Here is a 25,815-nt window from a genome sequence, read left to right as displayed (position 1 = left end):
CCACATCTGTGCCTGAACGCCGGAAATTCAATTCGGCGCGCCACTAAACGCGCTCAAGCAGCGAGCGACCGCGTCGCGAGCGTAGCGCACCAAAGGAGAGCCATTCATGGCGACTGTGAAAGTCACCGACGACAGCTTCGACGCCGACGTCCTGAAATCCTCGACCCCCGTCCTGGTGGACTTCTGGGCCGAGTGGTGCGGTCCCTGCAAACAGATCGGTCCGGCGCTGGAGCAGATCGCCGACGAACTGGCGGGCAAGGTCACGGTCGCCAAGGTCAACATCGACGACAGCCCCATGGTCCCGTCGAAGATGGGCGTGAAGGGCATTCCGACCCTGATGCTGTTCAAGGACGGCCAGATGACCTCGATGAAGGTCGGCGCCATGCCCAAGGGCAAAATCGTCGAATGGCTGGCCGAAGCCGGCGTGAAGGCGGACTGACACGACATTCTCCCTCCCCTCCATGGGGAGGGTGGCTGAGCCCGCAGGGCGAAGTCGGGTGGGGGCGGCGTTTCGAAAGAGGCGCCGCCTTTTTCTTTGCCCGCTTCGCCCAGACCCTCCCCACCCGGTCGCTTCGCGACCACCCTCCCCATGAAGGGGAGGGAGAGGCGGCGCGTTTGCTTATACGGGCCAGGTCTCGCAGCTGGCGCCCAGCACCTCGCCCGCCAGATACAGCGAGCCGCAGATGACTACCCGCCCGGCGCCCAGGGCCAGCGCGCGCTCCAGCGCGGCGTCCACTGATCCCGCCGCCATGGCGCCGAAGCCGCGTCCCTGGGCGACGGCGGCCAAAGCCTCCGGCTCGGCGGCCGTCCCCTCGAAGCCGACGGTGAAGACCTGGGCGTCGATGCCCTTCAGCGCCTCGAAGAAGCCGCCGGCGTCCTTGTTGGCCAGCATGCCGACGATCAGGGCCGTGGGGCGCGGGGCGCGCGTCTGGCGGTCAGCAAGGGCGCGGGCCAGGGCGCGGGCGGCGTGCGGGTTGTGTCCGCCGTCCAACCACAGTTCGGCGTCGGCCTTCTGGGCCTTGTCGGCATAGGGGCCGGCGGTCAGCCGCTGCATCCGCGCGGGCCAGCGCACGGCCTTCAACCCCTCGGCGATGGCGGTTTCGGGCAGGTCCAGCTCCAGCGCGGCGGCGATGGCGACGCCCGCATTGTCGAACTGGTGCGCGCCGGACAGAGCAGGCGCGGGCAGATCGAAGAAACGCTCCTGATCCTGATAGACGAGGCCGCCGCGTTCGGCCCAGGCGTCGAAGTCCACGCCCATGACGGTCAGGGGCGAGCCGACCTCGGCCGCGCGGCGCGCGATCACGGCCATGGCCGCCTCGGACTGGCGCGCCACGACGCCGCGCGCGCCCGCCTTGAGGATGCCCGCCTTCTCGCCCGCCACGCCTTCGAGGGTCGTGCCCAGGAACTCGGCGTGGTCCAGATCGACGGGGGTGATGACGCTGAGCAGGGGCCGGGTGATGACGTTGGTGGCGTCCAGCACGCCGCCGAGGCCCACCTCGATGACCGCCAGGTCCGCAGGGGTCTCGCTCATGGCCAGAAACCCCGCCGCCGTGGTGCTCTCGAACACGGTGGCCTGCCCGCCCGTTTCGGCCATAGCCGCCTCGACCCGGTCGAGGATGGCGTTCAGAGCGTCATCGGTGATCAGCGTCCCGGCCAGGCGGATACGCTCGTTGAAGCGCACCAGATGCGGCGAGGTGTAGGCGTGGACGCGCAGACCCGCAGATTCTGCAATGGCGCGGATCAGGGCGACCGTCGAGCCCTTGCCGTTCGTGCCCGCGACATGGACGACCGGCGGCAGCTTATCCTGCGGATTCCCGAGCGCCTCGCACAGGGCCCGCATCCGATCCAGCGACAGGTCGATGCGCTGGGGATGCCGGGCGCGCAGGCGTTCCGAAATCGGGTCCATGGAAAGAGCCTGCGGTTAGGCAGCCTTCTTCTGGGCCGCGCCGCTCATCAGCATGGACAGGATCAGGCCCAGCGTCGTCGGCAGGTCGCCGCGCGACACCACCTTGTCGACCATGCCCTTGTCCTTGAGGTATTCGGCGCGCTGGAAGCCCGGCGGCAGTTTCTCGCGGATGGTGGTCTCGATCACGCGCGGACCGGCGAAGCCGATCAGGGCGCCCGGTTCGGCCAGGTGGACGTCGCCCAGCATGGCGTAGGAGGCCGTGACGCCCCCCGTGGTCGGGTCGGTCAGCACCACGACGTAGGGCAGCTTGGCCGCCTTCACTTCCTGAACGGCCAGGGTGGTGCGGGCCATCTGCATCAGGCTGAGGGCGCCTTCCTGCATCCGCGCCCCGCCGGCGGCGGTGTAGCAGACGAAGGGAACATTGCGCTTCACCGCCTCGCGCGCGGCGGCGATGAAGGCCTCGCCCGCCGCCATGCCCAGCGAACCGCCCATGAAGGTGAAGTCCTGCACGATGACCACGGCGGGGGCGCCGCCGATACGGCCGTAGCCGATGGCCATGGTGTCCTTGCGGCCCGCCGCCTTGCGCGCCGCCGACAGGCGGTCGCGATAGGGTTTGCCGTCCGAGAACTTCAGCGGGTCTTCCGGCACGTCGGGCGTGTCGATCGCCTCATACAGGCCGTCGTCGAAGGTGGCCTTCAGGCGCGTCGGGGCGTTGATCCGCATGTGACGGCCCGACGGCGTGACCCACAGGGCCGCCTCCAGGTCCGAGCGGAACAGCATCTCGCCCGTGTCCGGGTCCTTGACCCATAGATTGTCCGGGGTGTCGCGCGGGCTGACGATCTTGCGCACGCCCGGCGCGAAACGCGACAGCCAGCCGCCGCGTGCCTTGTTCTCGGGATTCTTATCGACCATGGGCGGGGCCTTTAAACGGTTTCCGTCACGGAAGCACTAGCGCGGGCGCCATGAACCGCATCAGCCAGGGCCTTCACCTTGGCCAGAACGCGCGGCGCGGCGGGTTCGTTCGCCTCGAGCGCGGCGGCGACCTCGTCCACGAAGACCGAGCCGGCCACCACGGCGTCGGCGACGCGGGCGATCTCGGCGGCGCGTTCGGGCGTCCTGACGCCGAAGCCGACGGCGACGGGGAGGCCGGCCGCGCGACGGACGCGCTCGACGGCGGGCGCCACCTCGGCGGCCACGGCCTCCTTCACCCCGGTCACCCCGGCGACGGAGACATAGTAGACGAAGCCCGACGTGCCCTCGGCTATGACCTTCAGCCGGTCGTCGTCGGACGTCGGCGTGGCCAGGCGGATCAGGGAGACCTCGGCCGCGTCCAGGGCGGCGGCCAGCGGCCCGGCCTCTTCTGGCGGACAGTCGACGACGATGATGCCGTCCACCCCGGCCTCGGCCGCATCGCGGGCGAAGACCTCATAGCCGTAGGATTCCACCGGGTTCAGATAGCCCATCAGGATCAGCGGCGTGTCCTGATCGACCTTGCGGAAGTCGGCCACGAGGTCGAGCGTGCCGCGCAGGGTCATCCCCGCCTTCAGCCCGCGCAGGGCGGCGCGCTGGATCGGCGGCCCCTCGGCCATCGGGTCCGAGAAGGCCAGGCCCAGTTCGATCAGATCGGCGCCTGCGGCGGGCAGGCCCTTGAGGATCTCCAGCGCCTCGTCCCGGCTGGGATCGCCGGTCATGACATAGGGGACCAGACCGGCCCGGTTCTCGGCCTTCAGCTTGGCGAAGCGGGCGTCGATGCGTGCGGTCGTCACTTAGCCGCTCCTCCCGAAGGCGTCGGCGCCGGAGTCTCGGGCGTCGCGGCGCAGACATCACCGGGAATGACGGCGAAGCCCAGGTAGCCCGGAGCGGTCGCCTCGGCGGGCTTGGACACGTCATAGAAGGCGACCATCTGCAGGCCGTCGCAGCCGCCGCCGTCGCGGCGGCGCACGAAGATGACGCGGTTGTCGTCGCCGTCCGCCGCCAGCCAGTTAAGGGTGGAGAGGTGCTCCGTATAGGCGTCGGCCAGGGCGCCGATCTGATCCAGTTGGGCCGTCACGCAGAAGGCCGGACTGCGCAGCAGGCCGCCGCAGTCGGCTGCTTCCGTCGCCGGCGGCAGGACCGGCATTCCCGTAGCCGCCGGACCGGGCGGGATGGCCGGGGCCGCCTGAACCGGCGCCTGGGGCGCTGGAGCGGCCGTGTTCTGCGCCAGGGTCAGGGTCGGAGAGGCAGCCGCCGCGATGGCGGCGATCAGCAGGGTCTTCATCATCACAGCTCCACGTCCAGATGCTTGGCCACAGTGTTGATGTCCTTGTCGCCCCGGCCCGACAGGACGATCACCAGATCGCCGTCCTTGCCGATCTGTCTGGCGACGTCGCCGGCGCGCGCCAGGGCGTGCGAGGACTCCAGCGCCGGGATGATGCCTTCCAGCTTGCACAGGGTCTGGAACGCGTCCAGCGCCTCCTGGTCTGTGGCCGACAGATATTCGCCCCGGCCCAGGTCGTGCAGCCAGGCGTGCTCCGGCCCGATGCCCGGATAGTCGAGCCCGGCCGAGATGGAGTGGCCCTCCAGAATCTGGCCGTCGGCGTCCTGCAGCAGATAGGTGCGGTTGCCGTGCAGCACGCCCGAGCGCCCGCCCTTCAGGCTGGCGGCGTGGTCGGGGGTGTCCAGGCCGAGGCCCGCCGCCTCGACCCCGATCAGACGCACGGCCTCGTCCTGGATGAAGGGATGCATGGCGCCGATGGCGTTCGATCCGCCGCCGATGCAGGCCATGACCGCGTCGGGCAGGCGGCCGATCTGACGCTGAGCCTGGGCCTTGATCTCCTTGCCGATCACCGACTGGAAGTCGCGCACCATGGCCGGGTAGGGGGCCGGGCCCGCCGCCGTGCCGATGATGTAATAGGTGTCGGCGACATTGGTGACCCAGTCGCGCATCGCCTCGTTCATGGCGTCCTTCAGCGTCGCCGCCCCTGCCGTCACCGCCGAGACCTCGGCGCCCAGCAGCTTCATGCGGAAGACGTTCGGCTGCTGCCGGGCCACGTCGACGGCGCCCATATAGACGGTGCAGGGCAGGCCGAAGCGGGCGCAGACGGTGGCCGAGGCGACCCCGTGCTGACCGGCGCCGGTCTCGGCGATGATGCGCGTCTTGCCCATGCGGCGGGCCAGCAGAATCTGGCCCATGCAGTTGTTGATCTTGTGTGCGCCTGTGTGATTCAGATCCTCGCGCTTCAGCCAGATCTTGGCGCCGCCGAAATGCTCGGTCAGCCGCTCGGCGAAATAGAGCGGGCTGGCGCGGCCGACATAGTGCTCCAGGTAGCCGTCCAGTTCGGCCTGGAAGCCGGGGTCCGCCTTGGCCGCCTTATAGGCCGCATCCAGCTCGTGGATCAGCGGCATTAGGGTTTCGGGCACGAAGCGGCCGCCATAGGGGCCGAAGCGGCCTTCGGCGTCAGGCCAAGCGTAGGAATTCGATAGGGCGTTCACAGTCTGGGGCACAACGAAAGTCTTCAGGGAGGAAGGCGACGAAATCAGGACCGCGATGCGGCGTCCAGAAAAGCTTTGATCAGGGCCCGGTCCTTAACACCCGGCGCGCTTTCAACGCCAGAGGAGACATCGACCATCGGCGCCCCGGAAATCCGCACCGCCTCGGAAACATTTTGCGGGTCCAGCCCGCCCGCGAGGAACCAGTTTGCTGGAAGCGCTCGGTTCTGCATCAACGTCCAGTCGAACGAGACCCCCACGCCGCCGGGCAGGTCGGCGCCTTTCGGCGGCCTGGCGTCGAACAGCAGATGATCGGCGACGCCGGTCCAATCGGCGACGCCGGCGAAGTCCGCCTCGTCCCGGATCGGCAGCGCCTTGATGACCCCCGCCCCCGTCAGCCGTCGGGCTTCGCCCACGCGCTGCGGCGTCTCATGGCCGTGCAACTGGATGAAGTCGGGCCGCAGGATCAGGGCGACTTCGCTCAACAGGGCGTCGTCGGGGTCGACCAGAACGGCGACCACCTTCGCTTTTCCGCGCGCCCGGTCGAACAGGGTGGCGGCGTGCAGCGGCGGGATATGGCGCGGGCTCTTGGGAAACACCACCGCCCCGACAAAGGCCGCCCCGCCGTCCAGCGCCGCATCCAACGTATCCGGCGTCGTCAGGCCGCAGATCTTGGTGAGTGTCATGAGACAGGCAGGTGCGCGACTGCGGAGGGCAGGTCAAGCGCCGGCCCTCTACCTGCCGCTCACCCCGGCGGACGCCGGGGCCCAGTGCTTTGGCTGCAAACGCGGCGTATGAGGCTCTTACTGGATCCCGGCGTCCGCCGGGATGAGCGGAACTACTGGACGAAGATCGAAGCGATCTCATCCTCAGTCAGCAGCCGCCACTCGCCAGGCGCCAGCTCATCCGGCAGCGCCAGCCTGCCCAGCCGCTCGCGATGCAGGGCCTCGACGTGATTGCCGACCGCCGCGAACATGCGGCGCACCTGGTGATAGCGGCCCTCCGTCACTGTCAACCGCGCCTCCGTCGGCGAGATCACCTCCAACACTGCGGGCGCCAGCGGCTTGTCCTCGCCCTCCAGCACCAGTTCGCCCGAGGCGAACAGCAGCCCTTCCGTCCCGTTCAGCGGCCGCGCCAGCGTCGCGCGATAGACCTTGGCCACATGGCGTTTGGGACTGATCACCCGGTGCAGCAGGTCGCCGTCGTCGGTCAGCAGCAGCAGGCCGCTCGTCTGCTTGTCCAGCCGCCCGATGGTCGAGATCGCCGGGTCGCGCCGCCGCCAACGGTCGGGCAGGACGTCATAGACCAGCGCCCCGTCCTCCTTGTGCGAGCAGGTCATGCCCAGCGGCTTGTTCAAAAGGATGACGAGGCCGGGTACGGGGTCCAGCGGCTCGCCGTCGATCTCCATTCGCATCAGCAGATCGGACGTCACCGGAATGCGCTTCGACACGTCGGTCAGATCGGCGCCGTCCAGCACGATGCCGCCCGCCTTGCCCAGCCGCGCAATCTCGGCCCGCGAGCCGTAGCCCATCGAGCCCAGCAGCTTGTCCACGCGGGATGTCGGAATCTTCTTGCTCATGCCCTAACGCCCTTCGGGCTGCTTGAGGGCGGGGTCACTTCACCGCCTCGAAAATCTTGTAGCCGCCCTGATCCACGACCATCCGCACCCGCTTGAAGGCACCGTCCAGTTCGGCCTCATAGGGCAGATGGCGGTTGGCGACGATCCAGGCGGTCCCGCCCTTCCTGAGCATCTCGGCCGCCTTGCGGATGAAGGCCTGCCCCAGCCGCCGGTCCTCGGCCCCGCCGTCGTGGAAGGGGGGATTGCTGACGATGAAATCCAGCTCGCCCGCCGCGTCCAGCGTCCGCACATCGGCCCAGTCGAAGCCGGCGCGCGCGTCCTCGACGTTGCGCTTCGCCGCCTCGACCGCGCGCCGGTCGATGTCGACCAGCCTTAGCGCCGTGACGGCAGGTGAGCGCAGCACCACCGTCGACAGCGCCCCGAAGCCGCAGCCCAGATCGGCGCCCGCCCCCTTCAGCGGCGGCAGGACTTCGGCCAACAGGGCTGTGCCCGGATCGATCCGGTCCCAGGCGAAGACGCCCGGCTGCGACCAGGCCTCCAGCCCCGGAACCACGCGCGGCGCGCCCGCCTCGATCGCCGCTTCCAGTCCCTCGACCGTCTCGGGGCGAATGACGACGCAGCGGCGATGGTGGGCCTTGGCCGTCTCGATCACCTCCAGCCCGAACGCCTTCAACTCCTTGCCCAGACGCGAGCCGCCCTTGTCCTTGGGCGCCATGACGTCGAGCCGACCGCCGGGCTTCAGCGCCTTCAGCGCCAGGGCCAGCGTATAGCGCCGCTCCACCGCGCCGGGTGGGGCGTAGAGCATCGCCCCGTCGGCCGATCCGGGCGCGACCGTCTCCAGCGCCGTCGCGCCGGGGATCAGAGGCGAGGTCTGGGTCGCCGTCGTGGGCGGATCGAACACCGCGGGCGGGCGGCCGTAGAGAAGCATGGTCATGAGACGCCCCTTATCCCTTCTCCCCTTGCGGGAGAAGGTGGCTGCCCTCGGGCTCGACCCGAGGGCTGACGGATGAGGGGTCGCTCGCCCCTTAAGGACAGCCGCTGCATCCTGCGTCCCGAAACCCCTCATCCGAGCGCCTTCGGCGCCCACCTTCTCCCACAAGGGGAGAAGGACGCGGTTGGAGAAGGGATCACATCGTGACACCCCCGGCCGAATACGGCACAACGGCCGCCATGTTGGACTTCCCACCGCCCGCTGACTTCTCGCCCACACTGGACGAGGCGCGGACCCTGCTGGAGCGCGTGTGGGGCCATGCCGATTTTCGCGGGCTTCAGGCCTCGGTGATCGAGGAAGTCCTGGCCGGGCGCGACGTGCTGGCCGTGCTGCCGACCGGCGGGGGCAAGAGCGTCTGCTATCAGGTGCCCGCCATCCTGCGCGAGGGCGTGGGTCTGGTCGTCTCGCCGCTGATCGCCCTGATGACCGATCAGGTCGAGGCGCTGAAGCAGCAGGGCGTCGCCGCCGCCCGGCTCGATTCCGGCCTGACCATGGATGAGCGTTCCGCTGTCTGGCGCGCGGCGCGATCGGGCGAACTGGATCTGCTCTATGTCTCGCCCGAAGGCCTGGCGTCGGGGGCCATGCTGGAGCGTCTGGCCGAACTGCCCATCAGCCTGATCGCCATCGACGAGGCGCACTGCGTGTCTCAGTGGGGGCACGACTTCCGCCCGGATTACCGCACCCTGGGCCGTCTGGCCGAGATCTTCCCCCGCGTGCCGCGCATCGCCGTCACCGCCACCGCCGACGCCCGCACGCGCGACGACATCCTGGCTTCGCTGAAGCTGGGCGAGGCCCGCGTCTTCGTCGACAGCTTCGCCCGCCCGAACCTGCAGCTGACTGCCGAGCGCAAGGTCAACGGCTCGCGCGCCCGCACCGACGCGCGCGTGGTCGAACTGGTGCGCGAACGGCGCGGCCGCTCGGGCGTGGTCTATTGCGGCAGCCGCGACGGGTGCGAGCGGGTGGCGGATGCGCTGCGCGACGCGGGGACCAACGCCATCGCCTATCACGCCGGGTTCGACGCCCGCGAGCGCGACCGGCGACTGGAGCGCTTCCTGGCCGAGGACGGGACCGTCATGGTCGCCACCATCGCCTTCGGCATGGGGGTGGACAAGCCGGACGTGCGCTTCGTCATCCACGCCGATCCGCCCGGCAGCCTCGAGGCCTACTGGCAGGAGATCGGCCGCGCCGGACGCGACGGCGAACCGGCTGAAGGCATCACCCTTTACGGCCCGTCGGACATCGCCTGGTCGTTGCGCCGTCTCGACAGCCGCCCGATGGCCGAGGAGGTCAAGCAGGTCCAGACCCGCAAGGTGCGCCAGCTGTTCGCCATGCTGGACGGCGCGACCTGTCGCCCGCAGTCCGTGCGTCGCTATTTCGGCGAGCAGGACGCCGAGCCGTGCGGCGTCTGCGACGTCTGTGGCGATCCGCCCGCCACCTTCGACGCCCTGATCCCGGCGCAGAAGGCCCTGGCGGCGGTGCATCGTCTGGGCGAGCGCTTCGGCCGCACGCGCGTCATCGACCACCTGCTGGGCAAGACCAAGGACGTCCAGCCGTGGGAGGCGGGGCTGTCGACCTGGGGCGTCGGCGCCGACCTGTCGCTGGTCGGCTGGCGCGACGTCATCGACCATCTGATGTTCGAGGGCCTGCTGGTCGAGGATCCCAACGACGGCAAGCCCCTGATCCGGCTGGGCGACCCTCAGGCCGTGCGTGGCGTCTATCGTGGCGAGCGCGAGGTGCGGGTGCGTCAGGCGCCGATCCGGGCCGCGGCCCTGGACAGGCCGCGCCGCAACGCCGGGCGCAATCTGGCGGTCGAGGGGTTGGACGCCGACGTGCGCGCCCGCTTCGAGGCCCTGCGCGCCTGGCGCCGCGAGCGCGCCGTCGAACAGCGCGTGCCGCCCTATGTCATCTTCCAGGACAAGACCCTGGTCGAGATCGCCCTGCAGGAGCCGCGCGGCCTGGATCAGCTGGCCGTCATTCCCGGCGTCGGCGCGGGCAAGCTGGAGCGTTACGGCCCGGCCGTGCTGGAGGCGCTGGAGGCCGTCGCCTGACGGTCGCCATGACCAAAACTTAACTGGCGCGCCGTTCCTCCCCTGTCACCCCTCGGCTGACAGGGACGAGAGGATGCTCATGAACCGGATGTTGGCGGCGGGCGTCGCCTGCCTGGCGATGGCGGGCGCAGTGCAGGCGCAAGAGGCTTCAAACGGAGCGCCAGCGCCGATGGAGCAGCCGCGCGACTGGTCGGCCGCCCTGGTTCAGGACGCGACCGGCCTGCACGACATCATGATCGACAGCCATCCGGGCGTGCATGACCGGCTCAACCCCCAGTTCCGCGACCGTCTGGACCAGGGCTTGGCGACGGCGTTGGAGCGGGCGAAGACCACGACCGACGCGGGCGGCTGGTGGTGGGCGCTGCGCGCCTATGTCGCCGGCTTCGAGGACGGCCACGTCCAGATCAGCCTGGCCCAGAGGGATTTCGGCTTCCCGACCCGCTGGCCCGGCTTCCTGACCGTCTATCGCGGCGCCGATCAGGTGGTGGTCGATCGCGACGAGGCCGACGCCGACGCCGACGTGCCGCCGCTGGGCGCTCGGCTGATCGACTGCGACGGGGTGGACGCCGCCGCCCTGGCCGAACAGCGCATCGGCCAGTTCCGGGGGCGCTGGTTCCTGGAGGCGATCCGGACGCGTTTGGGCGACTGGATGTTCCTGAGTGCGGAAAATCCGTGGCAGACCGAGATGAAGGCCTGCCGGTTCGAGACCGACGGCGCGACCATGACCTACGCCCTCGACTGGCGCGCCGCGCCCGATGATCTGAGCGATCGCCGCGCCCGGTTGATGCAGAGCGCCAGGCCCGACTTCGCCCTGAAGCATTTCGACGACGGCGGCTTCTGGATCTCGACCCCCACGTTCAACGGCGACCCCGCCAGCGAGGCCCACGCCGAACTGACATCCCTGATCGCCGACATGAAGTCCAAGCAGGACGCCCTGCGCGACGCCCCCTATGTGGTGCTGGACCTGCGGGGCAACGGCGGCGGCTCCTCGCACTGGAGCCAGCTGATGGCCCAGGTCCTGTGGGGCGACGACTGGATGGCCACACACCCCGAGCCGGCGATCGAATCCGTCGACTGGCGCGCCTCGGACGGCAACATCGCGGAAATCTCCGCCTTCCTTGACAAGCTGCGCGCCACGAACAGCCAGCCGGAACTGATCGCCTGGGCCGAGGACGCCGTCGACGGCATGAAGGCGGCCCGGGCCGCCGGCGAGATCTATTGGCGCAGCGTCAATGACGAGGAGCCGGCCGACGCCGCCCCGTCGCCGCCCACGCCGCAACTGATGAAGGGCCGGGTCTATGTCCTGACCGATTCCAGCTGCGGCTCGGCCTGCCTGGACGCGGTCGACCTGTGGAAGACCGTGGGCGCCGTCCAGGTCGGACGCGAGACCTCGGCCGACACCGTCTACATGGAGATCCGCCAGGCGTCTCTGCCCAGCGGCCTGGCCGAAATCGCCGTGCCCATGAAGGTCTATCGCGGTCGCGCGCGCGGAAACAACGAACCGCAGCGGCCCCAGTATGTCATCGAAGGCGACATGAGCGACGACGCGGCCCTGCTGGCCTCGATCCGTCGGCTTCAGCCGAACTGAGGCCTCAGCGCAGGAAGCGATCGACCGCCGCCTGAAACTGCCGCGGGCGATCGATCATGACCATGTGCTCGGCGCCTTCGACCCGTTCGAAGGCGGCCGGGCGGGGCAGGGAGCGGTAGCCCGCGCGGAACAGGTCGTCGACGTGGCTGCGCGGGCTGCGGTCGTCCGGGCTCCAGCCGTAGACGACGGTGACCGGCGCCTCGATCAGCGGCAGACGCGAGCGCAGGTCCGTGGTCATCACCTCATACAGGCCCTGGGCCAGGACGCGGCGGTCGCCGCCCTGCCAGCCGAGGCCGCCCAGCACATTGTCGGCGGCGCCGCCCAGCTCCAGCCCCATGGAGGCCGCCTGGGTCCGCAGCGCCTGGTCGCCCAGCAGCATCAGGCCCTGATAGGCGATGCGGGCCAGGGGCTCGACGTCGGCGGCGGTCGATCCGGGGCTGATCAGCGACGGGAAGAAGGGCGAGGCGTCCACCACCATGACCTTGCCGATGCGGTCGCCGGCGTCGGCGGCGACCCGCAGGGCCACCTGGCCGCCCATCGAGTGGCCGATCAGGGCCGGGCGTCGAAGGCCTTGCTCCTCGATGTAGCGGCGGATCTCGGCGGCGACGGGCGCGCTGACCAGACCCTCGGCGTTGCCGCCGGGCGCCGTCTCGCCGAAGCCGCGCACCGTCACCAGATGCACCCGATAGCGGCCTTCCAAAGCCGCCGCTGTGCGCGCCCACACCGCCGAGGTCGAGGCCAGGCCGGGGATGAGCACCACGTCCGGCCCCTGGCCTTTCGTCTCGACCAGGATGCGCGAGGACTGGAACAGCGCCGGCGTCGGCGTCGGCGTCGGCGCCGGGGCGGCCGTCGGGCGCGCCGCCTGGGCGGCGGAGACGCTTTGCGCCGGCGCGCTTGACGGGATGATCGTCAGAACGGCGGAGAGAAGGGCGAAACAGAGCGATTGGCGCATGGTGTCAGCCTGCCCGTGGATAACGGCGAAACCTCGACCGGGCCGGGCCCGTGGCGGGACCATTGTGTTTTCGTCTTAACAGGAGTGAAATCCCCCTGTTCCTGGGGAGGATGAGATGAAACCAACTGTCATCACCATTGTCGCCGCCGTCGCCGTCCTGGCGGCATCGCCCGCCCTGGCCGAAAGCTGGCACGTCGTTTCGCGCAGCTCGGCCACGGTCTTCATGCTGGACGTGGACTCCATCACCGAGGCGAGCGGCGCGCGAACGGCCGTTCTGGCGCGCGTTCCGGCGTCCGGCCCGGTCGACGACCTGTCCTATTCCGCCGGCGAGATCACCATCCGCTGCAGCGCCAACCAGTCCAAGCCGGGCGTGGAGGTTCTTTACGGCCCCGACGGCGCGGAGCAGGAGCGCATCGACGACGGCTACGACTTCGACGCCATCGCCCGGAACTCGCTGGATTCCTACATCAAGGACATGCTGTGCGACGACCAGCGCGGCACGCTCGTCTACCCGTCCGTCCGCGCCTTCATCGAAGCCGGGCGTCCTCGGGCGGACTGAGCCGCCGTCGAAGCGCCCTTGCCGGGGCGCAGCCGGGCGTCTATCGCCTAGCCGCAGGGGCGCGCGCCCCTGTCCGGGCGATCCCTTGCTCCATCCTCAACGCCTGAGGCGGCGTCCAGGCGGCCGGATCCGTAGTGTAAACAGTCAGAGTCGCCGCCTTGCCCCATCCGACGTCGGCCGTCGTCACGTCGCCCATCGCTCTCGAGCCGCCGGTCGACCCGCAGAGCCTGGAGCGTCTGCGCGCCCTGCTCCACGATCAGGCCGACGCCATGGTGGCGGCCTTCTATCAGGTGCTGCTCGACGATCCCGAGGCCCAGACCTTCCTGCACCACTCCATCGTCCAGGAGCGGCTCAGCCCGTCCCTGCGCAACTGGCTGATCGACCTGTTCGCACCCGAACAGGACGTCGAGGGCGAGGTCTTCATCGCCCGCCAGACCAAGATCGGCGAGGTCCACGCCCGCATCAAGATTCCCATGCATCTGGTCATGGCCGGGGCGGCGGTGCTGAAGGCGCGGCTGGCCGATGATCTTGCGGCGGACCCGGCGGCCTTCGATCTGTTGCGCCTGGTCGGTCGGCGCATCGATCACGCCCTTCGCCTGATGAGCCGGTCCTATGAGAAGGGCGCCAGCAACCGGGCGCGCCTGGACGAGGCCTACCGCCTCTTTTCTCTGGATCAGGACATCCACTTCGAGCGCGAGAGCCAGCGCGCCGGCCTGATGGAGTGGAGCCAGAAGACCCTGTTCCGCATCCTCGCCTCGGGCGGGGTCGACGGGGCGGGCGCCCTGGGGGCCTCGCCCTTCGGCCTGTGGATCCGGCATCGGGCCGACTTCCTGTTCGACGGCTCGCCGCACCTGGCGCGGCTGAACGCGACGATGGAACGGATCGACGGCGCGCTCTTGCCTCGCTTCACGCCCGGCGCAGCCCCGGCCGAGCTGGCCGCCCCCCTGAAGGCGCTGGAGGCCGCCGTCGAGGAGGTCGCCTTCCTGCTGAACGAGATGTTCCAGGGGCTGGCGGGCATGGAGGGCGGTCGCGATCCGCTGACCCGCGCCCTGAACCGGCGCTTCCTGTCATCGATCCTGAGCCGTGAGATCGGCTTCGCCAACACCAACCACACGCCGCTGTCGGTGCTGCTGCTGGACGTCGACCACTTCAAGCGGATCAACGACACGCACGGCCATCCGGTCGGCGACGAGGTGCTGCGCCAGGTGGCCGAGGCCGTGACCGAGAACGTCCGCCCCAGCGACTTCGTCTTCCGTTACGGCGGGGAGGAATTCCTGATCGTCCTGGTCGAGACCCATCTGCACCAGGCTGCGACCATCGCCGAGCGCATGCGTCTGGCCCTGGCGGCCAAGCCGATCACGGCGGCGGGCCTGGCGCCCTTCAACGTCACGGCGTCGATCGGCGTCGCCGAGCATCGCGGCCACCCGGACGAGAACTATCTGGTCAAGGCGGCCGACGACGCCCTCTATCGCGCCAAGCAGAACGGTCGCAACCGCGTCGAGCAGGACCGCCGCAGCGCCTGACGGCCCCGCGACGGCTGTCGCAAAGGCGCTTCCCCTCGCTTGAAAAACGGAGTTATCATCCCTGGCGGGCAGGGGGACGCAATGTCGGAATTTGACGCGCTTTTCGCCTTCTACGCCCTGCTGCTCGGGCTGGCGGTCGCCAATGTCGCGACCGCCTTCGCGGAGATGTACAAGGTGCGCGGCCGGGTCGTCATCGGCTGGACGGTCCCGCTGCTGGGCGCCGTCGTCCTGACCGCAGCCTGTCAGCAATGGCTGTCCCTGTTCCGCGCCCAGGCGGATATGAAGCTAGGCCCCGGCGAGCTTCTCATCTGCCTGGCGATGGCCCTGCCCTACATCTTCATCAGCCAGGTCATCCGGCCCCGTCACGACGAAACCGCGTCGCTCGAGGTCTATTACGCCGAACATCGCCGGATCCTCGCCGGGGCCTTGCTGGTCCCCGTGCTCGCCAGCAGCGTCGTCAACGTCATCTATGCGGTGGCGCTGAACGACGGCTTCGTTCCCGCCGCGCTCGGCTTCCTGATCTACCAGGGCGTCCGCTACGCCTGCATCATTCCCATGCTGATCTGGCCGAACGTCGCCGTGCAGCGGGCGGGACTGGTCGTCCTGCTCGCCCACACGGTCTTGATGATGTTCTAGGCGTCAGGTGTCAGGCGTCGACGGCGGCGTCCAGGGCGTTGTCCTGGATGAACTCGCGGCGCGGTTCGACCACGTCGCCCATCAGCTTGGCGAACAGATCGTCGGCGTCGTCGCCGTGCTCGACCTTGACCTGCAGCAGGGTGCGGGCGTTGGCGTCCAGCGTCGTCTCCCACAGCTGTTCCGGGTTCATCTCGCCCAGACCCTTGTAGCGCTGGATGGCGATGCCCTTCTTGCCCGCGTCCAGCACGGCCGCCAGCAGGTCCAGCGGGCCGCGGATGGTCGTGGTCTTGTCCTTGCGGCGATAGACGGCCGGCGCCGAGAACAGGCCGTCGAAGGCGGCGGCGCGCTCGGCCAGACGGCGAGCGTCCAGCGACCGGCCCAGCACCTCGTCCAGCACGATCGTCTCGCTGACGGCGCGGCGCACGCGGTTGAAGGCCACCCCGCCCTGGGCGGCCAGTTCGCCGCTCCACGGGCCGTCGCCTTCCTCGGCGTAGAGGTTCAGCCGCTCGGCCGCGCGCGCGGCGCGGTCGGCCAGTTCGCCGGCGTTCTCGTCGAACAGGCCCGCCAGGGCGCCCTGTTCGATGGCGAAGGCCGGGGCGCGGGCCGCCAGACGGTCGACCAGGGCCTTGAACGCCTTGGCCTCGCGGACCAGTTCCTGCAGATCCATGCTGGCGCGCACCTCGCCCGAGGCCAGCTCCAGCGTCGCCTCGGCGCTGCCTTCCTCGATCAGATAGGCGTCCATCTCCGCCTGATCCTTGATGTAGCGGTGCTGCTTGCCCTTGGAGACCTTATAGAGCGGCGGCTGGGCGATGTAGACGTGGCCGCGCTCGATCAGCTCCGGCATCTGACGATAGAAGAAGGTCAGCAGCAGGGTGCGGATGTGGGCGCCGTCGACGTCGGCGTCCGCCATCAGGATGATCTTGTGATAGCGCAGCTTGTCCGCGTCGAAATCGTCGCGGCCGATGCCCGTGCCCAGCGCCAGGATCAGGGTGCCGATGGTGTCGGACGACAGCATCCGGTCGAACCGGGCGCGCTCGACGTTCAGGATCTTGCCGCGCAGGGGCAGGACGGCCTGGTTCTCGCGGTTGCGCGCCTGCTTGGCCGAGCCGCCGGCGGAATCGCCCTCGACGATGAACAGTTCGGACTTGGCGGGATCGCGTTCCTGACAGTCGGCCAGCTTGCCGGGCAGGGAGGAGATTTCCAGCGCCGACTTGCGACGGGTCAGGTCGCGCGCCTTGCGGGCGGCCTCACGGGCCGACGCCGCCTCGATGATCTTGGAGACGACCAGCTTGGCCTCGACCGGGTGTTCCTCGAACCAGGTCGACAGGCCTTCGGTGCACAGGCTTTCGACGGCCGGCCGCACCTCGGACGAGACCAGCTTGTCCTTGGTCTGGCTGGAGAATTTCGGGTCGGGCACCTTGACCGACAGGACGCAGGTCAGACCCTCGCGCGCATCTTCGCCCGAGATGGAGACCTTCTCCTTCTTGGCCAGTCCTGAGCTTTCGATATAGGCGCCCATGACGCGCGTCAGGCTGGTGCGGAAGGCCGAAAGGTGGGTGCCGCCGTCCCTCTGGTTGATGTTGTTGGTGAAGCACAACATCGTCTCGTGGTAGGAATCGTTCCACCACATGGCCAGGTCCAGCTCGATGCCGTCCTTCTGGCCGCGGATGACGATGACGTCCTTCAGGATCGGCGTCTTGGACTTGTCCAGGTGGCGCACGAAGGCTTCGACCCCGCCCTCATAGTGCAGCAGGATCTCGACCGGCTCCGGCCCGCGCCTGTCGCTCAGCTTGATGACCACGCCCGAGTTCAGGAAGGCCATTTCGCGCAGACGGTGTTCCAGCGTCTTCAGATCGAAGTCGATGTGGCTGAAGGTGTCGATCGACGGATAGAAGGTGACCTCGGTGCCGGTCAGCAGACGGCCCTTGTCCTCGCGCATCGGCGCGTCGCCGATGACGGCCAGCGACCGCACCGTCTCGCCGCGCTCGAAGCGCACGCTGTGCTTCTTGCCCTCGCGATAGATGACCAGTTCGAGCCAGTCCGACAGGGCGTTGACCACCGAGACGCCCACGCCGTGCAGGCCGCCGGACACCTTGTAGGAGTTCTGGTCGAACTTACCGCCCGCGTGCAGCTGGGTCATGATGACCTCGGCCGCCGAAATGCCTTCCTCGGCGTGGGTCGCCACCGGAATGCCGCGTCCGTTGTCGGTCACGGTGACCGAGCCGTCCTCGTTCAGGGTGACGGTCACCAGATCGGCGTGGCCGGCCAGGGCCTCGTCGATGGCGTTGTCCACCACCTCATAGACCATGTGGTGCAGGCCCGAGCCGTCGTCCGTATCGCCGATATACATGCCGGGGCGCTTGCGCACCGCGTCCAGGCCTTTGAGAACCTTGATGGAATCGGCGCCGTACTCTGGCGAGGGAGCAGTCTGTTCGGTCATGAAAACGTCGGCTCAGGGTCCGCGGGCGGACAGGGAAGAGGCGACGCGAAAGCCGCCCGTTTCAGGACCGCAAATCAGCGCGCCCCGAAGTCTCAGATATATAGGAAATTCGACGGAAAAAGCGAGCCTTTAAGCCCTATGCCGACAGCCCGCCGCCTTCCACCGCCACGAACTGCGCGCGGCCTTCCAGGGCGGCGAACAGCGGCCGCTCCGTCCCGGTCATGAAGGCCTGAAGCCTCAGCGCCTCGATCTCGTCGAACAGGGCGGCGCGGCGGGCTTCGTCCAGGTGGGCGGGCGCTTCGTCCAGCAGCAGAACGGGTCGCGCGGGCTGATCCGCCAGTCGCGCCACCTGGGCCAGGATCAGGTTCAGCACCAGGGCTTTCTGCTCGCCGGACGAGCCTTCGGCGGCGGGGCGGTTCTTCTCGCGGTGCAGGGCCGTCAGGTCCGAGCGGTGCGGCCCGAACAGGCTGCGCCCGGCCGCCGCGTCGCGGGCGCGGGCGCGCATCAGGCCTTCGCCCAGCGCTTCGACGATGTCGGCCTCGTCCGCGCCCGCCGCCGCCATCTCCTCGGCCGGACCGGCCAGTCCCAGATCGGCCTGGGGGAAGGGGCGGTCGGCGCGGGCGTCGATCCCGGCCTGAAGCGCCTTCAACGCCCCGGCGCGCGCCATCGCCGCCCGCGCCCCGCTCTCGGCCAGTCGCGCCTCCAGCGCATCCAGCCACAGGGGATCGGGCGGGCGCGTCTCATCGGTCAGCAGCCGCAGCCGCTCGCGCAGGGCCTTTTCATAGGTCGAGACGACGGCGGCATGATCGGGATGGGCGGCGAAGACCAGGCGGTCGAAGAACCGCAGCCGCTCCGCCCGCGCGTCCGAGAACAGCCGATCCTGCTCGGGCGTGGCCCAGACGGGGCGCAAATGATCCAGCAGCCGCCCCGGCGGCGCCGTCTCGCCGTCGATGCGCACGATGCGCCGCGCCGAGGGGCCCATGGTCTGGACGCCGGTGCCCAGGCGCACTTCGTCGCCGTCGGCGGCCTGCAGCGTCGCCGCCACGGCCCAGGGCCGCCCGACCGCCTCGCCCGGCTCGCGCCGTCCCATCTCGGCCGCCGTCGCCCCGCGCAGCCCCTTGCCGGGGGTCAGCAGGCTGATCGCTTCCAGAAGGTTGGTCTTGCCCGCCCCGTTCGGCCCATGCAGCACCACCGTCCCGCCGGAAACCGGCAGGGTCGCGCCCGCATAGGAGCGGAAGTCGGTGAGGGCGAGGGAGGTGAGGCTCAATCGCTAGTTCGCAGCAGAAGGGAGTCCAGCCCAATCCACGAACAGCCGCCCGCGCGTAGAAGAGACGATGCCGACCGTGCGTCCGCCTTCTCTCACGGATATATCTGCAAGCACCAGTCGGTCATTAACCGTAACCATCCGCACCTTCCCATCCGCCCTCCTGACGCCCGCCATCAAGGACGCAAAAGGGACGGAGATGGTCTCACGCACGCTTACAATGTCCTTCCGAGCATAACGCTTGGCGGCGCCGATGACGGGACGAATGCTCATGGTTTCAGCGTCAAGCTGCACCAAGCGCGGCCGCAGCACGCCAATGACGCCATAGAACGCCATAATCGTCGCCAACAGCAGGGCCGTAACGCCGATCCCTGTCGTCGCCGCGGAGCCGAACGATAAAACAAAACCCGCGAGCATGAGCGCCGCCAGGATGAGCAAGCCGTATTCAAACGGACTGGTCGACCATGCAATCGGAAGCTCGCGGGCTTGCACGCTCTACACCCGCAGCGGCATCAGCACGTACTGCACGCCCACGTCCGCCGGGTCGAGGACCAGCGTCGGGCTGGCGGGATCGGCGAACTTGAAGTGGGCCGTCTCGCCGGTGATCTGGCCGGCGACGTCCAGCAGGTAGCGGGCGTTGAAGCCGATCTCGAACGGTTCGTCGGAATAGCCGATCTCGACCTCTTCCTCGGCCTGACCGGCTTCCATGTTGCGGACGGTCAGCTTCACCCGGTCGTTGTCGAAGGCCAGCTTCACCGAGCGGCTCTTCTCGGCCGAGATGGTGGCCACGCGGTCGACGGCCTTGGCGAACAGGGCGTTGTCGATGTCGGCCTGCTTGTCGTTGCCCTTGGGGATGACGCGCAGATAGTCGGGGAAGGCGCCGTCGATGACCTTGGAGGTCAGGCTGGCCTGGCCGAACTCAAAGCGGATCTTCTGGGCCGAGACCTGGACCTCGACCGGGCCGGCGCCGTCGTCCAGCAGGCGGCGGACCTGGTCCACCGTCTTGCGAGGGACGATGACGCCGGGGCCGCCCGCCGCGCCTTCGGGCGCCGGGGTCTCGGCCAGGGCCAGGCGGTGGCCGTCGGTGGCCACGGCGCGCAGCAGCGGAATGCCGCCGTCGGCCACCGTGTGCAGATAGAGGCCGTTCAGATAGTAGCGCGTCTCTTCGGTCGAGACGGCGAAGCGCGTCTTGTCGATCAGACGCGCCAGATCGTCCTTGGGCAGGGTGTAGCGCGCGCCCGAGGCCTCGGTCGACATGACCGGGAAGTCGCCCGCCGGCAGGACCGGCAGGTTGAAGCGCGAACGGCCCGCCGCCACCACCAGACGCGGATCGTCGCCCGAATAGGTCAGCGACACCTCGGCGCCGTCCGGCAGCTTGCGCACGATTTCATACAGGGTGTGGGCCGGGGCCGTGATCTGGCCCTCGACGTTCACCTGGGCCTCGGCCTCGTCGACCATTTCCATGTCCAGGTCGGTGGCGGCGAACGACAGGCGGTCGCGCCCGGCGCTCAGCAACACGTTGGACAGGATCGGAATGGTGTTGCGACGCTCGACCACGCTCTGGACGTGCCCCAGGGCCCGAAGAAGCGCGGAACGTTCGATGGTCAGCTGCATATGGTCTCGCCCGGTCGCGACCCCGCCGAAGCAGCGTCGCCTTAAATATGGGCGGGAACACTAGCGCATTGAGCGAAAGGGGCAACGGGCAGAGGCGTCTCTACGCCGTCTGCCCCCGATTTCCACAGGCGATCGCCCTTAAATCCGCTCATCCCAGCCTTCGGCGGGATGAGCGGGCTAGGGACTTACCCGCGCAGTTTACGCGTCAGGGCCTCGACGTCGCGGGCGATCTGGTCGTCCTTGGGCATCAGCTCCTCGATCTTGCGGACCCCGTGCAGGACGGTGGTGTGGTCGCGCCCGCCGAAGCGGCGGCCGATGTCGGGATAGGAGCGGGTGGTGTGCTGCTTGCACAGATACATGGCGATCTGGCGCGGGCGGGCGATGGCGCGGGTGCGACGCTCGCTCAACAGGTCGGCCTGTTTCAGGTTGAAGTGCTCGGCCACCGTCTTCTGGATCTCGTCCACGGTGATGCGGCGCTCGGGCCCCGTGCGCAGGGCGGCGCCCAGCAGGGATTGAACCTCATCGACCGTCAGGGTCGACAGGCGGCTTCCGGCGACGGCGGCCAGGGTGTTCACGGCGCCTTCCAGCTCACGCATCGAGCCGGGGGTGCGGTCGATCAGATGCTCCAGCACGTCGGCGCGGGCCTCGCCCGTGACGACGCCCAGCTGGGCCAGGGCGTTCAGGCGCGACTGGGCCACGGCGACCTTAAGGTCGCGGTCCGCCGCCTCGACCGGGCAGGTCAGGCCCGCCGCCAGGTGGCTGCGCAGGCGCGGCTCGACGTCGGTCAGGGCCATCGGCGCGCGGTCGGCCGACAGGACGATGCGCTTGCCGTCCTCGATCAGGGCCGTGAGGGTGTTCAGCAGCTCTTCCTGGGTCGAGGTCTTGCCGCCGACGAACTGGACGTCGTCCAGCAGCAGCATGTCGGCCGAGCGCAGGCTTTCCTTGAAGGCGGCGGTCGAGCGGTCCTGCATGGCGCGCACGAAGGTCGACAGGAAGCGTTCGGCGGTCAGATAGACCACCTTGGCGTCCGGACGCAGGCGCTGGGCCTCCCAGGCGATGGCGTTCAGCAGGTGGGTCTTGCCGTAGCCGTAGGGGCCGCAGAAGAAGACGGGGTTGAAGTGGCCGTCGGCCCAGGTCGCCACTTGCTTGGCGATGGCCAGGGCGAAGGCGTTGCCGTGGCCCTCGACGAAGCTGTCGAAGGTCAGGCGCTCCTGCAGGCCTGCGGCGCGCACGGCGCGGGCGCCGTCGGTGGCCGGAGCGAAGGCGGGGGCGGCAGGCGAGGCGGCGGGGGCGGCGCTGATCGAGGCCAGGCGCGGCGCGACGCCCGAGGCGGCGGCCGGCGGGACCGAACCCATCTCGGCGCGGCAGCGGACGTCCAGGCGGCGGGCCAGGCCGTCCAGACCCAGCCACAGCTCGTTCATCCGGCGCAGGGCGTTCTTGCGCACCCAGTCGCGCGCATAGGCGGTCGGCGTCACCAGGATCAGATTGCCCTGTGAGTCCACGCGCACCGCGGAGGGCGCGATATAGCTGCTGAAGGGTCCGTCCCCGATCTCAGCCTTCAGGCGGTCCGCCGCCTCGGTCCAGATACGGTTGGGATCCGTCATTCCCGCCATCGCCGCGCCCCCGATCATTCAGAACACCCGCCACAAGAGTTATCACCGACGAACGCCCTTCGAGATGTCGGGTCCAGGGACGACTTCTCTCGTCTCGCGAAGCAGGCTTCGCAAGCGGGGTCGTACTCGCAGACAGACATCTCGCGCCAAGGGAAACCATTGATTTCCCTCGTCTTCATCCAGAAAGGACGGAAGTGCGTTACCCCCTCAACTTACCCCCGGAGCGGCGGAGATCAACGCTGATCTCGAGTCGAGATTCGCACTTAAATTGATTGACTCCGGCAAACCTCGGCAGGACTTGGGAAAATGGCGATTTCGCCTCATTCCAGAACCGGAATCGTCAAGCGCCACTTAGGCGCAGACAGCAAGACGGCGAGGGAGCTTGCGCTTCCTCGCCGTTGAATTTCTTACATTCTTTTACGAAATGCCTGTTACAGGCCTTCCGTAGCCGTCGCATTGCGCCGTTTGACGAAGCCGTGAAGACCCGTCCGAGCGCCCCTGCGAAATCAGGCGGCCGACAGCTTCTTCAGCTGGGCGGCCAGACGGCTGACCTTGCGCGAGCCGGTGTTCTTGTGAACCACGCCCTTGGACACGGCGCGCATCAGTTCCGACTGGGCGGTGATGAACGCGGCCTTGGCGGTCTCCACGTCGCCGCCCGTGACGGCTTCCTGGAACTTGCGCAGGTAGGTGCGAACGCGGGTGCGGCGGGCCTTGTTCACTTCGGTCCGCGCTTCGATCTTGCGGATCGCCTTGCGGGCGCCTGCATTGTTGGCCATCGGGTAAAAACCTTCGAACGAAAACGCCGTAGACCCACGTCCACGGCGAGAAAATCTCAAGAGCGCGCGGCTATAGCGGAAACCCCCGGACGGTCAACGCGATCCGGCGGGAATTGAGTCGGGGCCGGGGTTTGCGCCCCATATGATCCGGCCCCGACAGGATTCAGCGTCCGGTGAAAGCGGGCTTCCGCTTCTCGACGAAGGCGGCCATGCCCTCCTTCTGATCGTCGAAGGCGAACAGGGAGTGGAACAGCCGGCGCTCGAACACCACGCCCTGCGCCAGGGTCGTTTCGAAGGCGGCGTTGACCAGCTCCTTGTTGGCCATGACGGCCAGGATCGACTGTCCGGCGATCTTGGCGGCGGCGGCGCGCGCCTCGTCCAGCAGAGCGTCGGACGCCACCACGCGCGACACCAGTCCGGCGCGCTCCGCCTCGGCCGCGTCCATCATCCGGCCGGTCAGGCACATGTCCATCGCCTTGGCCTTGCCCACGGCGCGGGTCAGGCGCTGCGAGCCGCCGATGCCGGGGGCCACGCCCAGGTTGATCTCGGGCTGGCCGAACTTGGCCGTCTCGGATGCGATGATGAAGTCGCACAGCATGGCCAGCTCGCAGCCGCCGCCCAGGGCATAGCCCGACACCGCTGCGATGATCGGCTTGCGGAAGCCCGCCACCCGGTCGTGCGCGCGGGCGAAGAAGTTGCCGCGATACATGTCGGCGTAGGCCTGATCCGCCATCTCCTTGATGTCGGCGCCCGCCGCAAAGGCCTTCGCCGAGCCGGTCAGGACGATGCAGCGGACGCTGTCGTCGTCGGCCACGCTTTCGAGGAAGTCGCCCAGTTCGCCGGTCAGGGTGGTGTTCAGGGCGTTCAGCGCCTCGGGCCGGTTCAGGGTGACGACCGCATAGCCGTCGGCGTGCCGTTCAATCAGCAGGGTGGAATAGGCGTCGGCCATGGGGCGCTCCTCATCTGTCTTCGCGGGCAGGTCTAGCCGCTCGGGCGGCCTGCGCAAACACCCGGCTAGCGCTTCTGGCAGACCGGACAGAAGAAGGTCGAGCGCCCGCCCTGCACGATGCGTTTCACCACGCCGCGACAGCCCTCGGTGCGGCACGGCTCATGCTCGCGCCCATAGACGTCGAAGCGGTGCTGGAAATAGCCCTGGCCGCCCTCGACGTTGGCGAAGTCCTTCAACGTCGACCCGCCCGCCGCGATGGCGTCGTGCAGGACGTTGCGGACCTCGAGCGCCAGCCGCTCCAGTCGGGGGCGGCTGACCTCGCCCGCCGCCGTCAGGGGCGAGATGCGCGCGCGATACAGGGCCTCGCATACATAGATGTTGCCCAGGCCGGCCACGATGCTCTGGTCCAGCAGGCTGACCTTGATGTTCTGCGCCTTGCCCGCGAAGGCCTCGGCCAGATGCGCGCCCGAAAAGGCGTTGCCCAGAGGCTCGGGTCCCAGCTTGGCGAACCAGGCGTGACCCTCGACCGCCTCGGTGGGGATCAGGCCCATGAAACCGAAGCGCCGGGCGTCGGCGTAGCCCAGCCGGGTCAGCGCTCCGCCCCGATCGGCCGTCAGGCTCATGTGCTCATGCTTGCCCACGACAGGGGCGGCCGTCTCGAACGCGCCGGGGGCGACGCCCTCCAGGGTGAAGCGCCCGGTCATCCCTAAGTGCGTGATCCAGGTCTCGCCGGTCGACAGGGGAAACAGCAGGTATTTCGCCCGCCGCTCCAGCCGCAGCACGGATGCGCCCTCCAGCCGCTCGACGAAGCGCTCGGGAAAGGGGAAGCGCAGGTCCGGCCGGTTCTGGCGCGGCGCCGTCAGCCGCGCGCCCTCCAGCACCGGCTGCAGGCCGCGACGAACGGTTTCGACTTCGGGAAGTTCAGGCATGGCGCAAATCTAGCCTGTCACGCCTCTCGCCGCATCTCCCGTCTACGCCGGGCGTCCGGCTCGCTCGCAGGGCCGAGGTCCTGAACGGTGTCGGACGGCGAGATGCGCGATGGGCCAAAAGCAAAAACCCCGCCGAAGGCGAGGGCCTGGATGGGACTGCGTCAACCCGGAGAACCGCAGTCCCGCCCCGGAGCCCGCCGGAAAACCGGCGGGGCGGACGGCGGCCCCTCTAGGGACCGTTCGTGTCGGCCATGGGGCCGAAAGTCGACGACGCGGCGGCCCTGCTCAAGCAGCGAGCCGCCGCGCGGCGAGCGCTAGCAGGCTTAGAGCTCAAGCAGCGAGCGACCGCGTCGCGAGCGATAGCGGACTTAGATGTACCGCCGCAGGCTGCGGGCCAAGTCGGACGAGGCGTCCTTGCCGGCGCTCTTGCGGACCTGGGGCTGGTAGGCGACGCGGGCGTGCTCGACGCAGTAGACGCCTTCCGAGGCGCGGCGGCCGCAGAAGCTGAACTCGCTGGTCGAGGGGTCGCCGATCGGCCATTTGCACATGTGGGCGCCCAGCGTCAGCACGGTGGCGGTGCCGGCCAGTTCGGGCGCGGGAGCCGGAGCGGGCGTCTGGGGCGCGGCGGCGACGGGGCGCGGCGCGGCGGCCTCGATGCGGCGCGGCGCCGAGGGGGCCTGCGTCGGCGCGGCCGGGGCGGCGGCGCGCGGACGAGCTGGGCGGAAGGTGGTGCGCGCGGGCTGCGACGGGGCGGCCCGGCCCGACAGGCCCAGGCGGTGCACCTTGCCGATCACGGCGTTGCGGGTCACGCCGCCGCCCAGGGCCTTGGCGATCTGGCTCGCTGACTGGCCTTCCAGCCACAGCTTCTTCAGCGCGCCGACGCGGTCTTCGGTCCAGCCTGGGTTCATGTCGCCCTCCTGCGGAGTCGGATTCAACATCTTGTGCCGGAGTCCGAATTTCGGCCCCTCATCACGCCTCTA

The 25,815-nt window shown here is 69.1% G+C and carries 24 protein-coding genes; 6 read left to right on the top strand and 18 right to left on the bottom strand.

Annotation, left to right across the window (positions count from 1 at the left end; genetic code table 11):
* Window positions 1-106 precede the first annotated feature (106 nt).
* Window positions 107-439 (top strand): thioredoxin, encoded by a 333-nt coding sequence (gene trxA / locus AC52GN_RS14420; protein ID WP_003168818.1) that lies wholly within the window; start codon window positions 107-109, stop codon window positions 437-439.
* Window positions 440-619: 180 nt separating this feature from the next.
* On the opposite strand, the gene AC52GN_RS14415 is transcribed toward trxA, so the two are convergent.
* The 8 genes from AC52GN_RS14415 to AC52GN_RS14380 form a co-directional block, all read right to left on the bottom strand.
* Entirely contained in the window at window positions 620-1,906 is a 1,287-nt protein-coding gene (locus tag AC52GN_RS14415) for a bifunctional folylpolyglutamate synthase/dihydrofolate synthase (RefSeq protein WP_496527530.1), read from the bottom strand.
* Window positions 1,907-1,921: 15 nt separating this feature from the next.
* Window positions 1,922-2,818, bottom strand: coding sequence for an acetyl-CoA carboxylase carboxyltransferase subunit beta (locus tag AC52GN_RS14410; protein WP_312220894.1), 897 nt, complete (start codon window positions 2,816-2,818; stop codon window positions 1,922-1,924).
* Window positions 2,819-2,829: 11 nt separating this feature from the next.
* Window positions 2,830-3,672, bottom strand: a complete 843-nt coding sequence (gene trpA, locus AC52GN_RS14405) for a tryptophan synthase subunit alpha (RefSeq protein WP_291781030.1) — start codon at window positions 3,670-3,672, stop codon at window positions 2,830-2,832.
* Window positions 3,669-4,166 (bottom strand): hypothetical protein, encoded by a 498-nt coding sequence (locus tag AC52GN_RS14400; RefSeq protein WP_496527529.1) that lies wholly within the window; start codon window positions 4,164-4,166, stop codon window positions 3,669-3,671. Before AC52GN_RS14400 ends, trpA begins: the two co-directional genes overlap by 4 nt.
* The gene (trpB, locus tag AC52GN_RS14395; RefSeq protein WP_496527528.1) at window positions 4,166-5,389 is read right to left on the bottom strand and encodes a tryptophan synthase subunit beta; all 1,224 of its coding nucleotides are present in this window, start codon (window positions 5,387-5,389) and stop codon (window positions 4,166-4,168) included. The genes AC52GN_RS14400 and trpB overlap by 1 nt, the downstream gene beginning before the upstream one ends.
* A gap of 32 nt (window positions 5,390-5,421) precedes the next feature.
* Window positions 5,422-6,060, bottom strand: coding sequence for a phosphoribosylanthranilate isomerase (locus AC52GN_RS14390; RefSeq protein WP_496527527.1), 639 nt, complete (start codon window positions 6,058-6,060; stop codon window positions 5,422-5,424).
* Window positions 6,061-6,212: 152 nt separating this feature from the next.
* Window positions 6,213-6,953 (bottom strand): 16S rRNA pseudouridine(516) synthase, encoded by a 741-nt coding sequence (locus AC52GN_RS14385; protein ID WP_496527526.1) that lies wholly within the window; start codon window positions 6,951-6,953, stop codon window positions 6,213-6,215.
* 34 nt (window positions 6,954-6,987) lie between these two features.
* Complete coding sequence (locus AC52GN_RS14380; RefSeq protein ID WP_496527525.1) at window positions 6,988-7,887, bottom strand: class I SAM-dependent methyltransferase; 900 nt, start codon at window positions 7,885-7,887, stop codon at window positions 6,988-6,990.
* 236 nt (window positions 7,888-8,123) lie between these two features.
* Between AC52GN_RS14380 and recQ the strand changes: the two genes are divergently transcribed.
* Entirely contained in the window at window positions 8,124-9,992 is a 1,869-nt protein-coding gene (gene recQ, locus AC52GN_RS14375; RefSeq protein ID WP_496528823.1) for a DNA helicase RecQ, read from the top strand.
* Window positions 9,993-10,071: 79 nt separating this feature from the next.
* Window positions 10,072-11,580, top strand: coding sequence for a S41 family peptidase (locus AC52GN_RS14370; RefSeq protein WP_496527524.1), 1,509 nt, complete (start codon window positions 10,072-10,074; stop codon window positions 11,578-11,580).
* A gap of 4 nt (window positions 11,581-11,584) precedes the next feature.
* On the opposite strand, the gene AC52GN_RS14365 is transcribed toward AC52GN_RS14370, so the two are convergent.
* Window positions 11,585-12,532 (bottom strand): alpha/beta fold hydrolase, encoded by a 948-nt coding sequence (locus AC52GN_RS14365; RefSeq protein WP_496527523.1) that lies wholly within the window; start codon window positions 12,530-12,532, stop codon window positions 11,585-11,587.
* Between the two features lie 115 nt (window positions 12,533-12,647).
* On the opposite strand from AC52GN_RS14365, the gene AC52GN_RS14360 reads away from it, so the two are divergent.
* The 3 genes from AC52GN_RS14360 to AC52GN_RS14350 all read left to right on the top strand — a co-directional run bounded on the left by AC52GN_RS14360 (window position 12,648) and on the right by AC52GN_RS14350 (window position 15,250).
* Complete coding sequence (locus AC52GN_RS14360; protein WP_496527522.1) at window positions 12,648-13,091, top strand: hypothetical protein; 444 nt, start codon at window positions 12,648-12,650, stop codon at window positions 13,089-13,091.
* Between the two features lie 158 nt (window positions 13,092-13,249).
* Window positions 13,250-14,614 (top strand): GGDEF domain-containing protein, encoded by a 1,365-nt coding sequence (locus AC52GN_RS14355; protein ID WP_496527521.1) that lies wholly within the window; start codon window positions 13,250-13,252, stop codon window positions 14,612-14,614.
* An 81-nt stretch (window positions 14,615-14,695) separates the two neighbouring features.
* Window positions 14,696-15,250, top strand: a complete 555-nt coding sequence (locus AC52GN_RS14350; RefSeq protein ID WP_338577267.1) for a hypothetical protein — start codon at window positions 14,696-14,698, stop codon at window positions 15,248-15,250.
* Between the two features lie 10 nt (window positions 15,251-15,260).
* Here AC52GN_RS14350 and gyrB read toward each other — a convergent pair whose 3' ends face one another.
* From gyrB to gcrA, 9 genes are all read right to left on the bottom strand, one after another.
* Window positions 15,261-17,690, bottom strand: coding sequence for a DNA topoisomerase (ATP-hydrolyzing) subunit B (gene gyrB, locus AC52GN_RS14345; protein ID WP_496527520.1), 2,430 nt, complete (start codon window positions 17,688-17,690; stop codon window positions 15,261-15,263).
* Between the two features lie 136 nt (window positions 17,691-17,826).
* The gene (gene recF, locus AC52GN_RS14340; RefSeq protein WP_496527519.1) at window positions 17,827-18,957 is read right to left on the bottom strand and encodes a DNA replication/repair protein RecF; all 1,131 of its coding nucleotides are present in this window, start codon (window positions 18,955-18,957) and stop codon (window positions 17,827-17,829) included.
* A 3-nt stretch (window positions 18,958-18,960) separates the two neighbouring features.
* Window positions 18,961-19,446, bottom strand: coding sequence for a hypothetical protein (locus AC52GN_RS14335; RefSeq protein ID WP_496527518.1), 486 nt, complete (start codon window positions 19,444-19,446; stop codon window positions 18,961-18,963).
* A gap of 3 nt (window positions 19,447-19,449) precedes the next feature.
* Entirely contained in the window at window positions 19,450-20,568 is a 1,119-nt protein-coding gene (gene dnaN, locus AC52GN_RS14330; RefSeq protein ID WP_312220873.1) for a DNA polymerase III subunit beta, read from the bottom strand.
* A 185-nt stretch (window positions 20,569-20,753) separates the two neighbouring features.
* Window positions 20,754-22,172: a chromosomal replication initiator protein DnaA gene (gene dnaA / locus AC52GN_RS14325; protein ID WP_496527517.1), complete on the bottom strand. Its 1,419-nt coding sequence runs from the start codon at window positions 22,170-22,172 to the stop codon at window positions 20,754-20,756.
* A gap of 515 nt (window positions 22,173-22,687) precedes the next feature.
* On the bottom strand, window positions 22,688-22,957 hold the full coding sequence (gene rpsT / locus AC52GN_RS14320; RefSeq protein ID WP_024355020.1) for a 30S ribosomal protein S20: 270 nt from the start codon (window positions 22,955-22,957) through the stop codon (window positions 22,688-22,690).
* 163 nt (window positions 22,958-23,120) lie between these two features.
* Window positions 23,121-23,906, bottom strand: coding sequence for an enoyl-CoA hydratase (locus tag AC52GN_RS14315; RefSeq protein WP_496527516.1), 786 nt, complete (start codon window positions 23,904-23,906; stop codon window positions 23,121-23,123).
* A gap of 65 nt (window positions 23,907-23,971) precedes the next feature.
* Window positions 23,972-24,835: a bifunctional DNA-formamidopyrimidine glycosylase/DNA-(apurinic or apyrimidinic site) lyase gene (gene mutM, locus AC52GN_RS14310; protein WP_496527515.1), complete on the bottom strand. Its 864-nt coding sequence runs from the start codon at window positions 24,833-24,835 to the stop codon at window positions 23,972-23,974.
* A 368-nt stretch (window positions 24,836-25,203) separates the two neighbouring features.
* Entirely contained in the window at window positions 25,204-25,743 is a 540-nt protein-coding gene (gene gcrA / locus AC52GN_RS14305; protein ID WP_343830185.1) for a cell cycle sigma 70 cofactor GcrA, read from the bottom strand.
* Window positions 25,744-25,815 lie beyond the last annotated feature (72 nt).

This window comes from Brevundimonas sp. SS2672 (genome assembly GCF_059579685.1).
This window is presented reverse-complemented; position numbering and strand designations above follow the sequence as displayed.

Excerpts from the sequence above, each read along its gene's own strand:
- trxA (WP_003168818.1), top strand. The coding sequence starts at position 107 with ATGGCGACTGTGAAAGTCACCGACGACAGCTTCGACGCCGACGTCCTG.
- AC52GN_RS14415 (WP_496527530.1), bottom strand. The coding sequence starts at position 1,906 with ATGGACCCGATTTCGGAACGCCTGCGCGCCCGGCATCCCCAGCGCATC.
- AC52GN_RS14410 (WP_312220894.1), bottom strand. The coding sequence starts at position 2,818 with ATGGTCGATAAGAATCCCGAGAACAAGGCACGCGGCGGCTGGCTGTCG.
- AC52GN_RS14400 (WP_496527529.1), bottom strand. The coding sequence starts at position 4,166 with ATGATGAAGACCCTGCTGATCGCCGCCATCGCGGCGGCTGCCTCTCCG.
- AC52GN_RS14390 (WP_496527527.1), bottom strand. The coding sequence starts at position 6,060 with ATGACACTCACCAAGATCTGCGGCCTGACGACGCCGGATACGTTGGAT.
- AC52GN_RS14385 (WP_496527526.1), bottom strand. The coding sequence starts at position 6,953 with ATGAGCAAGAAGATTCCGACATCCCGCGTGGACAAGCTGCTGGGCTCG.
- AC52GN_RS14380 (WP_496527525.1), bottom strand. The coding sequence starts at position 7,887 with ATGACCATGCTTCTCTACGGCCGCCCGCCCGCGGTGTTCGATCCGCCC.
- recQ (WP_496528823.1), top strand. The coding sequence starts at position 8,124 with ATGTTGGACTTCCCACCGCCCGCTGACTTCTCGCCCACACTGGACGAG.
- AC52GN_RS14370 (WP_496527524.1), top strand. The coding sequence starts at position 10,072 with ATGAACCGGATGTTGGCGGCGGGCGTCGCCTGCCTGGCGATGGCGGGC.
- AC52GN_RS14365 (WP_496527523.1), bottom strand. The coding sequence starts at position 12,532 with ATGCGCCAATCGCTCTGTTTCGCCCTTCTCTCCGCCGTTCTGACGATC.
- AC52GN_RS14360 (WP_496527522.1), top strand. The coding sequence starts at position 12,648 with ATGAAACCAACTGTCATCACCATTGTCGCCGCCGTCGCCGTCCTGGCG.
- AC52GN_RS14350 (WP_338577267.1), top strand. The coding sequence starts at position 14,696 with ATGTCGGAATTTGACGCGCTTTTCGCCTTCTACGCCCTGCTGCTCGGG.
- gyrB (WP_496527520.1), bottom strand. The coding sequence starts at position 17,690 with ATGACCGAACAGACTGCTCCCTCGCCAGAGTACGGCGCCGATTCCATC.
- dnaN (WP_312220873.1), bottom strand. The coding sequence starts at position 20,568 with ATGCAGCTGACCATCGAACGTTCCGCGCTTCTTCGGGCCCTGGGGCAC.
- dnaA (WP_496527517.1), bottom strand. The coding sequence starts at position 22,172 with ATGACGGATCCCAACCGTATCTGGACCGAGGCGGCGGACCGCCTGAAG.
- rpsT (WP_024355020.1), bottom strand. The coding sequence starts at position 22,957 with ATGGCCAACAATGCAGGCGCCCGCAAGGCGATCCGCAAGATCGAAGCG.
- AC52GN_RS14315 (WP_496527516.1), bottom strand. The coding sequence starts at position 23,906 with ATGGCCGACGCCTATTCCACCCTGCTGATTGAACGGCACGCCGACGGC.
- mutM (WP_496527515.1), bottom strand. The coding sequence starts at position 24,835 with ATGCCTGAACTTCCCGAAGTCGAAACCGTTCGTCGCGGCCTGCAGCCG.
- gcrA (WP_343830185.1), bottom strand. The coding sequence starts at position 25,743 with ATGAACCCAGGCTGGACCGAAGACCGCGTCGGCGCGCTGAAGAAGCTG.